Genomic DNA, 12,350 nt, shown 5'->3' on the forward strand with positions numbered 1-12,350 from the left:
GCAAAATTGGCATGTATGGTGAAATTGAAAGCACGGACCGTCTTATCTGGAACTCCCTGTCCGGTATGTACCCCAGGCATTGAACGATGTTTGTCCTGCCTGGGCGTCAAAAAGTGAGCCAGGTCAAGAGTCCGCATGCCGCCTGCGTCTTTCACGGTGGTTTTCAGCCCAAACTTGCCAGCCGCACTATAATGTTGGCACCGTGTGCGGCAGCATTGGCGGCGATAGACGGTAACAATTTCGTGTGGAGGCCGGTACAATAGCGTCTGGGCCTACACAGGGTTTCACTTTTGCCAGCAGTTGCCAGCAACTAACCATTTTTTTGACCAGCCAACAAATACTATGAGTTCGATGAATGAAGAGCGCGTTTTAAGCGTGCACCACTGGACGGATACCCTGTTCTCCTTTACCACCACGCGCGACCCGTCGCTGCGTTTCTCGAATGGCCACTTCACCATGATCGGCCTGCGCGTCGATGGCAAGCCATTGCTGCGCGCCTACAGTATCGCCAGCGCCAATTACGAAGACCACCTGGAATTTTTCAGCATCAAGGTACCGGGCGGTCCATTGACGTCGCGTCTGCAACACTTGCAAGTGGGCGACACCGTGATCGTCGGCCGCAAGCCGACGGGCACCCTGGTATCCGACTACCTGCTGCCAGGCAAGCGCCTGTACATGCTGTCGACGGGCACCGGCCTGGCGCCTTTCCTCAGCATCGTGCGCGATCCGGACATCTACGAGCGCTTCGACGAATTGATCCTCGTGCACGGCGTGCGCCAGGTCGATGAACTGGCTTACCACGATTTGCTGGAAGAGCACCTGCCGAAGCATGAGTTCCTGGGCGAAATGGTCAGCGACAAGCTGCGCTACTACCCGACCGTGACGCGTGAAGACTTCCGCAACATGGGCCGCATCACCGAACTGATCGAAAACGGCAAGCTGGCAGAAGATCTGGGCGTGCCGGCACTCAATCCTGCCGAAGACCGCGTCATGATCTGCGGCAGCTCGGACATGCTGCGCGACCTGAAAGAAATGCTGGAAGCCCGTGGCTTCAAGGAAGGCAATACCTCGACGCCTGGCGACTTCGTTGTCGAGCGCGCGTTCGCCGAGAAGTAATCCGCAAGGTATCCGCAAGACCCTAGGGCCCGGTCCCGCCGCACACTGCGGCGGCGCCGGGCCTTTTTCATTACCGCGTCAGCGGGCCAGCGGCGCGCTGGTAGCGCAAGCCATTCATGAAGCGCTGTACGGGCAAAAAGGCGCTGCTGAGGATATCGTCCTGCGCCGCGTAATAGCGCGTCTCGATCTTCAGCAAGCCCAGCACGGTCGCATCGAGCTTGTCCGTCTGGTAGGGCCGGTTTTCCAGCGTGGCGCGCGCGGCCGCCGATTGCGGCGCCTGCCGGTTATTCCAGATCAACATGGGAATTTCATAGCCGCTCTTGTCCGAGGCGGAATGGCCCGCGTGATTGCGGTTGTAACCCACTTCCTGCCCGTGGTCGGAAACGAACAGCAGCGACGCGGCGCGGTCCGTCTTGGCCTTTTCCGTCATGCCGATCAGCGTACCGAGCACATAATCGCCATAGCGGATGGCGTTGTCGTACTCGTCGCGCTGGCTGCGTATCCAGCTTGACCTGCCCTGGTGTTCCATCTGCGCGCTGACGGCGTCGTGCGCCCGGTCGAAGTGCGCAAAGCGGCTGGGGTAGCGCATGTCATAGCTGGGATGCGCGCCCAGCAAATGCACGACGATGAGCTTTTTCGGCGCCTCGTCGCGCAGTGCATGGGCGAATGGCTGGAACAGGTTGCCATCAAAATTGTTTTCGCCACGGCCGGTGCCGTAGTTGATGAAGTCGCTTTCATCGGCCTCGCCCGCCAGCAGCCCGATCCAGCCATCGTTGCGCGTCTGGTTCGACACCCAGAACGTCTTGTAGCCGGCCGCCTCGGCCAGCATCAGCAAGTTCGGCTTGGCCATCCACGCATCGGGATTGCCGATATCGGCCGGCGTGAGCATCGTCATCATCGACTCCACCGTGCTGGCGGCCGGCGAGATCACATCGTTAAATACCAGCAACTTCGAGCGCAGGGCGTCGAGCTGGGGCGTGGTGGCGCGCGGATAGCCATACAGCGACATCGAGGCGCGGTTGGTGCTCTCGCCGATCACCAGGATGACGGTGCGGGCATCCTCGCCCGCATAGCGCACGTTCCAGTCGCGCGGCGCGGCCATGGCCGCCGTCAGCGCGTGCTGCATGGACTTCATCGCCGCCAGTTGCGCGCTGTATTGCTGGTAGCGCAGCGGCCAGAACAGGGCCGGATTTTCGCGCCGCATGGTGGTATTGACGTGCAAGGACACGAGCAATGCGGCCATGAAGACGGCAAAGCCCTTTTGCGGCAAGCCCGGCGGCGTACTGTCGCGCCCGGCCTGCCAGCGCTGCAGCTGGCGGTCGGCCAGCAGCACGGCCGCCGTCACGAGCACGAACCAGCCGGCCGCTTGCGCCAGGGCGACGCTGTTGTGCAGGAAAAACTCTCCCGTTTCGGCTTGATCTGTCGCAAACATCGCCTGTAAAACCGCATTGGGATTCGGCCGCATGCCAAAATAGCCACGCAAGAAGCCCTTGATGGCGGCATCGAGGTAAAACACGGGCACGACCACGCGCACCAGCACGGTAATCGCGCTGGCGCTGGCATTGCCGCGCCACGCATGCAGCACGCCGCCCACGCCCAGCAGGCAGGCCGCCAGCAAGACGCTCAATTTCAGGCATTCGTTCGCGCTTAACTGATCGAAGAGGAAGAACAGCAGCAGGCCAGCAATGCTGAGCAGGGCACGGCAAAACAGAATCAGCATGGAGGCGACAAGTAGGAGGTAATCAACAAGCGTACATGGAACAGGGTCATGCCCGCGGTAACGGGCCTGCGATTGTAGCGCAGGCTGTTGCAACTCGTGCCATCATTTTGCGTGGGCTCCTGACAGAAATTGTCAGTGCTTTTTATTATGCTTTCGGCACCAGCAGGCCAGCCAGCCTGTATTCATATTGATATCACCACCTGCGACAGGACTTTTCATGACACGTGCCATTACCATTCTGACCGAGAACTTTGCCGATTGGGAAACCGCCCTGATCAATTCCACGGCGCGCCTGTACTACGGCTTCTACACGCAGTTCGCCACGCCGGGCGGCTTGCCCGTCACTTCGTCCGGCGGCATGCTCGTCACGCCGCAACTGGCGCTGGAAGAAATCAATCTCGAGGAACTCGACTTGCTGATGGTGTGCGGCGGCAGCCACTGGCAAAGCGGCAAGGCGCCCGACCTGGGCCCGTTGCTGCGCGCCGCCCGCGACAAGAATGTCGTGCTGGCAGGCATTTGCGACGGCACGCGCGTGCTGGCGCAAGCCGGCGTGCTCGATACCGTGCGCCACACTTCCAATTCCGCCGACAATCTGGCCGGTACCGGCTATGCGGGCGCCGCCCTGTACCAGGACGTGCCGTGGGCCGTGGCCGACCAGCGCATCATCACGGCGCCCGGCACGGCGCCCGTCACCTTCACGCGGGAAGTCTTGCGCGCCCTGGACATCGCCGATGACAACCTGGCCGCCTACCTGGCCATGCACGGCGCCGAACACGGCAAGACGGCACCTTAGTTGGCGCCCAGCACGCGCAGGCGCTCGGTGGCGTGCGTATTGCCCGGGTCCAGTTCCAGCGAACGGCGGTAATGCGTGATGGCTTGCGCCTTCGCGCCGTCCGCCTCGTACGCTTCGGCCAGGCTGTCGTGGCCATTCGCCCCTTGCGGGTACAGTTGCACGCCCAGCTCGAAGACGGCGGCCGCCTGTTTCGGCTGCTGCCGGCCCAGCAGGCGGTAACCCCAGGCATTCAAATCGTCTTCGGTGGGGGCGGACAAGCCGTGCTGGCGCCGGATGGCCGCCAGTTTCTTGTCCAGCCCGTCGAAACCGGCACTGGCCGCCTGCTGGCGCAGCAAGTGCGCCGCATACGCGCCGCCGCGCTGCTGGCGCAGGGCGGGAAGGTAAAAGCCGGCGACGGTATCGATCAGCTGTTCCGGCTGGCCGCCGGCCAGGTTGCTCAGGATAACGACGGCCAGGCCATCGTCCGGATACACATAGAAAGCCGAGCGGGCGCCGCCGATACCGGCCACGGCGCGGTGCGCATCGCGGCCGATGGCGGGCCAGCCCAGCGCCCACGCCCCCGGCTTGCCGTCTTTCAAGCTGGTCGGCTGCCACAGCCGTTTCACGCTGGCGGGCGCCAGCAAGCGCCCCGACTGCAGCGCGACCAGCCAGTTGGCCAGTTCGCCCGCATTGCTGTTGATGCCGGCCCCGGCCCGCATGAACACGGGGAAATCCTCGATCACGTTGCGGTAGCCCTTGCCTCCCCGGTCCAGCACGTAGGAACTGGCCTTGTTGGCGACCACGTCCTTCGCATCGCCAAAGCCGCTGTGCGGCATGCCGGCCACGTCGAATTGCCGGCGCTGGATGAAAGCGGTAAAGGGCTGGCCGCCTTGCAGCTCGATCAATTGCGCCAGCAACACGTAATTGGTCTGGTTATAGCGGTAGCGCTCGCCTGGCTGGGCTTCCACGGGCAGCGCCTGCACGGCAGTCCACGCCGCAGCGGCATCGTCCGGCTGCGGCCCCACCAGCTTGCCGCTGCGCTGGTCCAGCACGTCGGGCAAGCCAGAGGTATGGTTAAGCAATTGGGTCACCGTCACGGCTTGCCAGGCCGGCGGCAAGCCCTTCAGGTACTGGCCGATGGGTGCCGCCAGGTCGATCTTGCCCTCTTGCACCAGTTGCATCACTGCCACGCCCGCAAACGCTTTCGTTGCCGAATTGATGGAAAACAGGCTGGCATCCGTCACCGGCACCTGGTATTGCAGGCTGGCCACGCCAAAATTGCGCGACAACACGACCTTGCCATGCTGAATCACTGCCAGTTGCAAGCCAGGAATCTGACGCTCCTGCATTTCGCTGCGCACAAAGGCGGCGATATCCTGTTCCGCGCGCAAGGCTTGCGGCTGGCTGGTGGCAGCGGCAGCCGCGGTGACGGGAGCCGCCATGGCAGCGAGCGCCATGACGAGCAGGAAAGACGGGAGCCGTGGGTTCAAGATAAGGCTTTCGACAGTTGAAAACGGAACAGCAGCATCCCATACCTATTTATCAACGTCAACGACAATCTTGCCGGTCGGAAAGTTACTCTTCCAGCCACACATCCTCATACCCTTCCCGGTCGAGAATGAACCTGGCGCCGCTGGGCAAGGCCAGGTAATCGACCACCTGCGGCAGCATCTGGTGCAGGTGGTCCGCATGCAGGGGCTGGTAAAAGCCGCTGGCATCGTCGTGCTCGCCGCAGTGGATGAACCAGCTGATGGTGCCGTTTTCCGGCAGCACGATGCGCGTGCCGTAGATGGGCGACTGGGCCAGGCTGCCGATGGCGAGGGCCACCATGGGCTCGGGCGCTTGCGCGGGCAAGCCGAATTTGTCGCAGATGCGCTGCTGTGTGTCGCTGATCGGTGCGGTCATGGTGTTCTCAGGATCCGATGTAGTGGTAATGGAGGCGCAGCGCGCCGTCGTGGCCGGACATTTCCAGGTGCAAGGTTGCCTCGCCCGGCTGGCCATCGGCCAGCAACAGGCATTCCAGGCCCAGCGGCCCGGCATCGGTGGCATACACATCGACGGCCACGCGGCCACCCTTGCCCGGCACGAAGGCTTGCGCCAGCGGCGCCAGGGACAGCGCCTGGTTTGCCGCAAAATAACTGTCGAGCATCTCGATGATCTCGTCGGCCACGCCGGGCGACAGGCCCCAGTCGCGTTGCAGCGCAACAGGATCGCGCCTGTCGAGCGTCTGCACGAACGCGGCGGCCTGCGCATATGCCAGCTGCCGCAAGCTGTCTGTGATGGCCATGTCCATAGAGCGATTCCTGCCTTATCCATTCAACAGGCGCCATTATAGTGCGTGCCCGCGCGCATGGTCGATCCATTTTCCATCGATAATCAGGCATATTGCCGCCCATTTAAAATGGGCCGATATTATTTATCGCACTGCAATAATATAAATTTCCCGCGTGATATTTGGTGAGTATTTCAAAAAGATAGTCGCGAATACGATTCAATTCAAGTTGACGCTTATTTATTCCAGCGCTAAGATCGAATGGCCATATACCATGGCATACAACGCAAGCAGTACTTAACCATCACAAGAGGATAGTACAATGCAAAATCAAACCAAATTGTTCGCATTCAAACTGGCAGAGAAACAGGAACAAAAACCGGCGGCGCCCGCCACCGCCTGGAAAGTGCGCGACGGCGTCGCCGTGGCCGGCTGCACCGCGGTGCAAGCTGAGCAATACCGCGACTCTTCGCGCTTCCAGCCGAACGACCGCGGCCAGTATTGCTGATCCCCGGCACGCCATAACCCCCGCCAGGCGTGGGGGTTTCATTCAATCTTCCATATTCAAACTGGCGCCGGCGCCAATTCCGGCGCGGCTTTTCTGCGCGCAATGCATAAAGCCATATGATCGCCTTTCAATTGGCGATTCCATTTTTTAAAATATGTATTCATCGGTAAACATCGGAACATAACCATTCATAGAGGATATTCCCATGCATAAAGAAACCAAACTGTTCGCATTCAAACTGGCGGAAAAGAAGGAACAGGAAAAACCGGCCCTTCCCGCGCCCTGGAAGGTGCGCGACGGCGTCGCCGTGGCCGGCTGCACGGCGGTCGACAGCGAAGAGCAATACCGCTATTCGCGCATCGGTTCCAGCGATGGCGGCGAGTTCTGCTGATACGTTCCAGCTGAAAGCCTTGCCGCGGCAAGGCTTTTTTCCTTCCCTTACGCAGGCCCCCTCCATGCACAAAAAGGTCTTGATCATCAGCCATAGCGGCGATCTGCACGCCGACCTGGTCGGATCGCTCCTCGCCGCCCGCGGCCATGCCCCTTTCCGTATCGACCTCGACGCCTTTCCCCGCGATTACCAGCTGTGCCAGCGCGTGCAGGACGGCCGCGCCAGCGCGCGCCTGCGCCGCCTGCCCGACGGCGACTGGCTCGACTTGCAGGACGTGGGCGCCGTCTGGCTGCGCAAGGCGGCCGACTATGCCTATGCCAGCGCCGATCTGACGCCGCAGGAACGCGCCTATGCGCAGCTGGAAACGGAGCAAGCCGTCTTCAGCGTGCTGTACGGTCTCGATTGCTACTGGCTCAGCCATCCGCTGGCCCTGCGCGGCGCCCAATGGAAAGGCGAACAGCTTGCGCGCGCCGCGCGCATGGGCTTTCGCGTGCCCGCCACCGTGATCACCAACGTGCCCGACGACGTGCGCGCCTTCCGCGCGGCCGTCAAAGGACCCATCATTTTCAAGTCCATGTCCACGCCCAGCCTGGCCGCCGAAACGGTCGAAGAGGTTGACAGGGTCAGCGCCGGCATCGGCACCACCATCGTCGACGACGCCATGCTCGACAGCCTGGACGCCGTCGGCGAACTGAGCTGCCAGTTCCAGGAATATATCGCCAAGCAATACGAACTGCGAATCACCGTGATCGGCAAGCAATTGTTTGCCGCGCGCCTGTATTCCCAGGACGATGCCCGCACGGCCATCGATTCGCGCGACATGTCGGCCCCCATCCGCTATGAGGCCTGCACCTTGCCGGCGGAAATACAGCAGCGCTGTCTCGCTTTCGTGCACAGCTATGGCCTCGAATATGGCGCGCTGGACCTGATCGTCACGCCCGAGGGCGAGTATGTTTTCCTGGAAAACAATCCTGTGGGTCAATTCTTGTACGTACAACAACTAGTGCCCGCCCTGCCCCTGCTGGAAAGCGTGGCCGATACCCTGATCGAAGGAGCCGTATGCCGCAGCCCGACCTGAACCGGATCCCCGTCCAGCTGCGCGAGCTGGAACAAGTGCGCGACAGCCGCGCCATCGTCCTGGCCGCCTCGCACCTGGACATGGAACTGCTGCCCGCCTTGTACGAGCTGTGCCAGGGCATCGGCCCCGTGGCCCGCCTCGACGTCGTGCTGCACGGACGCGGCGGCATCGTCAACGCGGCGCGCCGCATCGCCCTCCTGCTGCGCCAGCATGCGCGCCACCTGAGTTTTATCGTGCCCTTCCACTGCGAATCGGCCGCCACCCTGCTGGCCCTGGGCGCGGATGACATCATCGCGGGCGACCTGGCCCTGTTCTCGCCCATCGACCCGCAGCTCGAAGGCGCGGATGGGGGCGCGTTTTCCAGCCTGGACATCAAGGTGTTCGGCGACATGGCGCAACAATGGTTCGGCGTGGACGCGGCCGAAGCGCGCCAGCAATCGCTGTCCCTGCTGTGCGGCAGCATCTTTCCCCCTTCCCTGACGGCCTTTTACCGCACCACGCTGGAACTGACGCAGATCGGCGAGGAATTGCTGGCGTGGCAATTGCCCGAGGCCACACCCGAGGCGCGGCGCGCCATCGTCGCGCAACTGGTGACGGGTTATCACTCGCATAACTATGCGTTGACGCGCGAAGAGCTGGCGCAGCTGGGCTTGCACATGGAGCGCGATGCGCATGCGGAACGGCTGGGCTGGGCCATTTCGACGCAATTGCAGGCCAGCATAGGCGGCGCCCTGCGCAGCGCGCCGGACGAGCCGTGGAACGACGCCCTGCTGGCCACGCGCGACGGCGTGCAGCTGCGGCGCCAGCGTCCGGGCGGCTTTGCGCCCGTGTGGAGCACACAATGCTGACGTCCGTGCTGGCCACCTTACTGGCCGACACCGCGCGCTATTGCATCGCCTTGCTCCTGCTGGCGGCCAGCGTGGGCAAGCTGCGCAGCTACGGCGACTTTCGCGGCAACCTGGCCACCTCGTTCGGCGTGCCGCCCGCCGCCGCCAGCCTGACCGCGCCGGCCCTCGTGATGGCGGAACTGTCGCTCGCCGGCTGGCTGCTGGCGGGCGGTACCCACATACCGATGCTGCTGTCGCTCTTGCTGTTGACTACCCTCACGGCCGTCCTGGCCTGGCGCTATTTCACCCACAGCGTGGTGCGCTGTAGCTGCTTCGGCGAAGCGGCGCGGCCCGTGTCGCGGTACGACTTGCTGCGCAACGTGCTGGCGGTGGGCATCAACGGCGCCTACTTTGCGCTCGCGCAAGAAGCGACCTTGCCCGTCGCCACCACGGCATTGGCAGCCGGACTGGCGGCCATCGTCTGCGTGGCCACGATTTCCCTGCACGACATCGCCACCCTGGCAAAGGCCGACTGATGGATGCCACCACCTTGCAATGGGTGCTGGCGGCCCTGGCGTTTGCCGTTGCGGGCAATATCTGGCTAAGCCTGGCCGTGCTGCGCGCCGGCCGCCGCGAACGCCTCGCGCCCATGGCCCTGGAGCCGGGCCAGCCCCTGCCCGCCGTGCAAGCCCGTCCGCTGGCTGGCGGCCCGCGTTTCCAGCCGGGCGCGGCCGGCCAGGCGGCCGTGCTGCTGTTCCTGGCCAGCCGCTGTCCGAAATGCGGGGAAAAGCTGGCCGGCATCGAGCGGCTGCTGCCGCTGGCGCAGGAAGCGGGCCTGGCCCTGTGGCTGCTCAGCGAAGAGCCGGCCCGCCGGCTGCGCGCCTTCTTGCCCGGCGACAGCCTGCGCTCGGCCACGGCGCGGCTTGCCCTGCGCGACTACCGGCGCGTGAATCCCCTGATGAGCTCGCCATCTTATGTCTTTGTCAATTACCAGGGACAAGTGGAAGCGGCCGGCCTGATCGGCGACGAAGACTGGCTGGCCCTCGTGGGGCAATTGCACGCCGAACCGTCGCAGGAGCGCGCCGCATGAGCCATCTGAATGTCGGCCCCCATCTCGAACGGCTGCGCCTGCTGTATCCCGTGCGCTGGCGCATCGCCGCCGGCTTGCTGTGCATGGCCCTCACCGTGGGCGCGCAGCTGGCCTTTCCGCAAGCCATCGCGTATTTCATCGACAACGTGACGGAACTGACCCGGCGCGGCGTCACGCCGGGCATGGTCGCCGCCATGCTGGCCTTCAGCCTGCTGTATGCGCTGATCACGACCGCGCGCTTCTATCTGCTGCAGTCGGGCGGCCACATGATCGTCATGGGCGTGCGCCGGCGCCTGTTCGACGTGGTGATCAACCAGCCCATCGCCTTCTTCGACAAGCACCATGGCGGCGAACTGAACAGCCGGCTCACGTCCGACGTGTCGGCCCTGCATGAAAGCCTGACCATCGGCGCGGCCAACGCCTTGCGCTCGCTGTGCGTCTTCGTGGGCGGCATCGCCATGCTGCTGCATCTGTCACCGATGCTGAGCTTGCCGCTGGCCCTGTTCATTCCCATCAGCCTGTATCTGGGCAAGTTGTCTGGCAGTAACTACCGGCTGCGCGCGCGGGCCATTTCCGCCAGCCTGGCGGCCAGCGGCAAGGTGGCGCAGGAATACTTTGCCCATGCGCGCCTGGTGCAGGCGTTCAATCAGCAAGGCGGCGCCATGGCCCGCTATGCGCAAGCCATGCGGCAATTGCTGGACGTCTCCCTGGCCGGCACGCGGCTGCTGGCCGTATTCCAGGGCGCGCAAGGCTTGCTGGCCTTCGTGGCCCTGCTGACCACCCTGTGCTTCGGCGCCCACCTGATCGGCCAGGGCCGCTTGAGCGTGGGCGAGCTGACGGCCTTTGTCATCTATGCCAGCATGGTGACGGACACGGCCGGCTCCATCAGCGAGTTCTGGAACACGTGGATGCGCACCATGGGTTCGACCGACCGCATCTTCGAGATCCTGCGCAGCCACCGCGCCGTGCCCGAGGCGCCGCCGCAGCCGCCGCTGGCCGGCCATATCGCGTTGCGCGACGTGCGTTTTTCGTATCCCGAGCGCGCGCAAGTCATGGCCCTCGACGGCGTCAGCCTGTCCATCCGCGCGGGCGAGAAAATCGCCCTGGTGGGCGCCTCGGGCGCGGGCAAATCCACCATCGCCAGCCTGGTGCTGGGCCATTACCGGCTTGACGGGGGCAGCCTGCAATTCGACGGCATCGATGCGCACGTGCTGGGCGTGACGCAGCTGCGCCGCCAGATGGCCGTGGTGGAGCAGGAACCGGCCCTGTTTTCCGGCAGCATCGCCGACAATATCGGCTTTGCCGTGCCGGACCGCCAGGTGACGCGCGACGAGATGCTGGCGGCGGCGCGCCTGGCGCACGCCCACGATTTTATTGCGGCCTTTCCGGACGGCTACGAAACCCTGGTGGGCGAACGGGGCGTGCAATTGTCCGGCGGACAGAAGCAGCGCATCGCGATCGCCCGCGCCATCTTGCGCGCGCCGAAAATCCTCATCCTCGACGAAGCCACCAGCGCGCTCGATGCGGCCAGCGAACAGCAGGTGCAGCTCGCCCTCGATACCCTGATGCAAGGGCGCACCACCATCATCATCGCCCACCGCTTTTCCACCATCGTGAAAGCGGACCGCATCATCGTCATGGACAAGGGCCGGATTTGCCAGCAAGGCACGCACGCCGAGCTGCTGCGCGCTGGCGGCCAGTATGCGCGGCTGATGCAGCAGCAACTGTCGCAATTCCAGCAATTGCATGACAGCACGGCAACGCTGTAAAGTAAGACACGATGAAAAAAACCTGTCATGGCAGTTGCCACTGCGGCGCCGTGCGCTTCGCGGCCGAGATCGACCTGGCGGCGCCCAGCCTGCGCTGCAACTGTTCCTATTGCCTGAAAATCCGCTGCTGGGCCAGCCAAGTGCCGCCCACGGCCTTCCGCCTGCTGGCCGGCGAGGCGGACTTGAGCGAATACCGCTTCGGCGCCGGCCGCGAACGCCACTACTTTTGCCGCCACTGCGGCGTGCGCCTGTTCGGCCGTGGCGATTCCGCCCGCAGCGGTCCGTTTGTCGGCATCGGCGTCAACTGCCTCGACGATGTCTCGGCGGCCGAACTGGCCCGGGTGCCCGTCACCTTTGTCGATGGCTTGCATGACGAGTGGAATGTGCCGCCGCAGGAAACACGGCATCTGTAGGGCGTAGGCATCGCTGGGAAGGGAAATGCGGGAGCGCCGCGCCGCGGCCGGCCAGATAAGCATGCGCACCCCGTTGTCTGGATCGGCATTCTGGGCGATAATTACGCCCATGAACGATACCACCACCTTACCCCCATTGCCCGATCGCCTGTCGATCGACCCCAGCAGCCCTTACCACGTTGCAGCCGTGTTCGAGAACGACGTCGGCATCCGCTTCAACGACAAGGAACGTCTTGACGTGGAAGAATATTGCATCAGCGAACGCTGGATCAAGGTCGCTTCCACCAAGTCGCTGGACCGCCGCGGCCGTCCGCTGCAGATCAAACTGAAGGGCAAAGTCGAAGCGTTTTACCGCTAAGCAACGCATTCAGCTGTCATCGAGGCCGATTTTCAT

At 63.6% G+C, this 12,350-nt stretch carries 15 protein-coding genes; 11 read left to right on the plus strand and 4 right to left on the minus strand.

The genetic code is table 11. The features are described 5' to 3' along the window. The first annotated feature begins 342 nt into the window (after positions 1–342). On the plus strand, positions 343–1,116 hold the full coding sequence (locus O0881_RS02515; RefSeq protein ID WP_035818959.1) for a ferredoxin--NADP reductase: 774 nt from the start codon (positions 343–345) through the stop codon (positions 1,114–1,116). Positions 1,117–1,186: 70 nt separating this feature from the next. On the opposite strand, the gene O0881_RS02520 is transcribed toward O0881_RS02515, so the two are convergent. Continuing rightward, on the minus strand, positions 1,187–2,836 hold the full coding sequence (locus O0881_RS02520) for a phosphoethanolamine transferase (protein ID WP_289909982.1): 1,650 nt from the start codon (positions 2,834–2,836) through the stop codon (positions 1,187–1,189). Between the two features lie 217 nt (positions 2,837–3,053). Here O0881_RS02520 and O0881_RS02525 point away from each other — a divergent pair, with 217 nt between their 5' ends. Continuing rightward, positions 3,054–3,629 (plus strand): type 1 glutamine amidotransferase family protein, encoded by a 576-nt coding sequence (locus tag O0881_RS02525; RefSeq protein ID WP_289904950.1) that lies wholly within the window; start codon positions 3,054–3,056, stop codon positions 3,627–3,629. On the opposite strand, the gene O0881_RS02530 is transcribed toward O0881_RS02525, so the two are convergent. From O0881_RS02530 to O0881_RS02540, 3 genes are all read right to left on the minus strand, one after another. Beyond that, positions 3,626–5,098 carry a serine hydrolase gene (locus tag O0881_RS02530; RefSeq protein ID WP_289909983.1) on the minus strand — a complete coding sequence of 491 codons (1,473 nt, stop codon included), beginning with the start codon at positions 5,096–5,098 and terminating at the stop codon, positions 3,626–3,628. The two genes, O0881_RS02525 and O0881_RS02530, sit on opposite strands and share 4 nt — an antisense overlap. An 85-nt stretch (positions 5,099–5,183) precedes the next feature. Continuing rightward, positions 5,184–5,513, minus strand: a complete 330-nt coding sequence (locus O0881_RS02535) for a hypothetical protein (protein WP_289909985.1) — start codon at positions 5,511–5,513, stop codon at positions 5,184–5,186. A gap of 7 nt (positions 5,514–5,520) precedes the next feature. Continuing rightward, positions 5,521–5,895, minus strand: a complete 375-nt coding sequence (locus O0881_RS02540; RefSeq protein ID WP_289909988.1) for a hypothetical protein — start codon at positions 5,893–5,895, stop codon at positions 5,521–5,523. Between the two features lie 307 nt (positions 5,896–6,202). Here O0881_RS02540 and O0881_RS02545 point away from each other — a divergent pair, with 307 nt between their 5' ends. The 9 genes from O0881_RS02545 to O0881_RS02585 all read left to right on the plus strand — a co-directional run bounded on the left by O0881_RS02545 (position 6,203) and on the right by O0881_RS02585 (position 12,314). Then, positions 6,203–6,388, plus strand: coding sequence for a hypothetical protein (locus O0881_RS02545; RefSeq protein ID WP_099667950.1), 186 nt, complete (start codon positions 6,203–6,205; stop codon positions 6,386–6,388). 205 nt (positions 6,389–6,593) lie between these two features. Beyond that, positions 6,594–6,779: a hypothetical protein gene (locus O0881_RS02550; protein WP_099376727.1), complete on the plus strand. Its 186-nt coding sequence runs from the start codon at positions 6,594–6,596 to the stop codon at positions 6,777–6,779. A 64-nt stretch (positions 6,780–6,843) separates the two neighbouring features. Continuing rightward, complete coding sequence (locus tag O0881_RS02555) at positions 6,844–7,857, plus strand: MvdC/MvdD family ATP grasp protein (protein ID WP_289909989.1); 1,014 nt, start codon at positions 6,844–6,846, stop codon at positions 7,855–7,857. Further along, positions 7,839–8,705: a hypothetical protein gene (locus tag O0881_RS02560; RefSeq protein ID WP_289909990.1), complete on the plus strand. Its 867-nt coding sequence runs from the start codon at positions 7,839–7,841 to the stop codon at positions 8,703–8,705. Before O0881_RS02555 ends, O0881_RS02560 begins: the two co-directional genes overlap by 19 nt. Next, entirely contained in the window at positions 8,699–9,220 is a 522-nt protein-coding gene (locus O0881_RS02565) for a MauE/DoxX family redox-associated membrane protein (RefSeq protein ID WP_289909991.1), read from the plus strand. Before O0881_RS02560 ends, O0881_RS02565 begins: the two co-directional genes overlap by 7 nt. Further along, positions 9,220–9,774, plus strand: a complete 555-nt coding sequence (locus tag O0881_RS02570; protein ID WP_289904944.1) for a hypothetical protein — start codon at positions 9,220–9,222, stop codon at positions 9,772–9,774. The genes O0881_RS02565 and O0881_RS02570 overlap by 1 nt, the downstream gene beginning before the upstream one ends. Beyond that, positions 9,771–11,543, plus strand: coding sequence for an ABC transporter transmembrane domain-containing protein (locus tag O0881_RS02575; protein ID WP_289909992.1), 1,773 nt, complete (start codon positions 9,771–9,773; stop codon positions 11,541–11,543). Before O0881_RS02570 ends, O0881_RS02575 begins: the two co-directional genes overlap by 4 nt. Before the next feature lie 11 nt (positions 11,544–11,554). Continuing rightward, on the plus strand, positions 11,555–11,956 hold the full coding sequence (locus tag O0881_RS02580; RefSeq protein ID WP_289909993.1) for a GFA family protein: 402 nt from the start codon (positions 11,555–11,557) through the stop codon (positions 11,954–11,956). 109 nt (positions 11,957–12,065) lie between these two features. After that, the gene (locus O0881_RS02585; RefSeq protein WP_010398340.1) at positions 12,066–12,314 is read left to right on the plus strand and encodes a DUF3297 family protein; all 249 of its coding nucleotides are present in this window, start codon (positions 12,066–12,068) and stop codon (positions 12,312–12,314) included. The last annotated feature ends 36 nt before the right edge of the window (positions 12,315–12,350 follow it).

Source organism: Janthinobacterium sp. SUN100, from assembly GCF_030397705.1.
Lineage (GTDB): Bacteria > Pseudomonadota > Gammaproteobacteria > Burkholderiales > Burkholderiaceae_D > Janthinobacterium > Janthinobacterium kumbetense.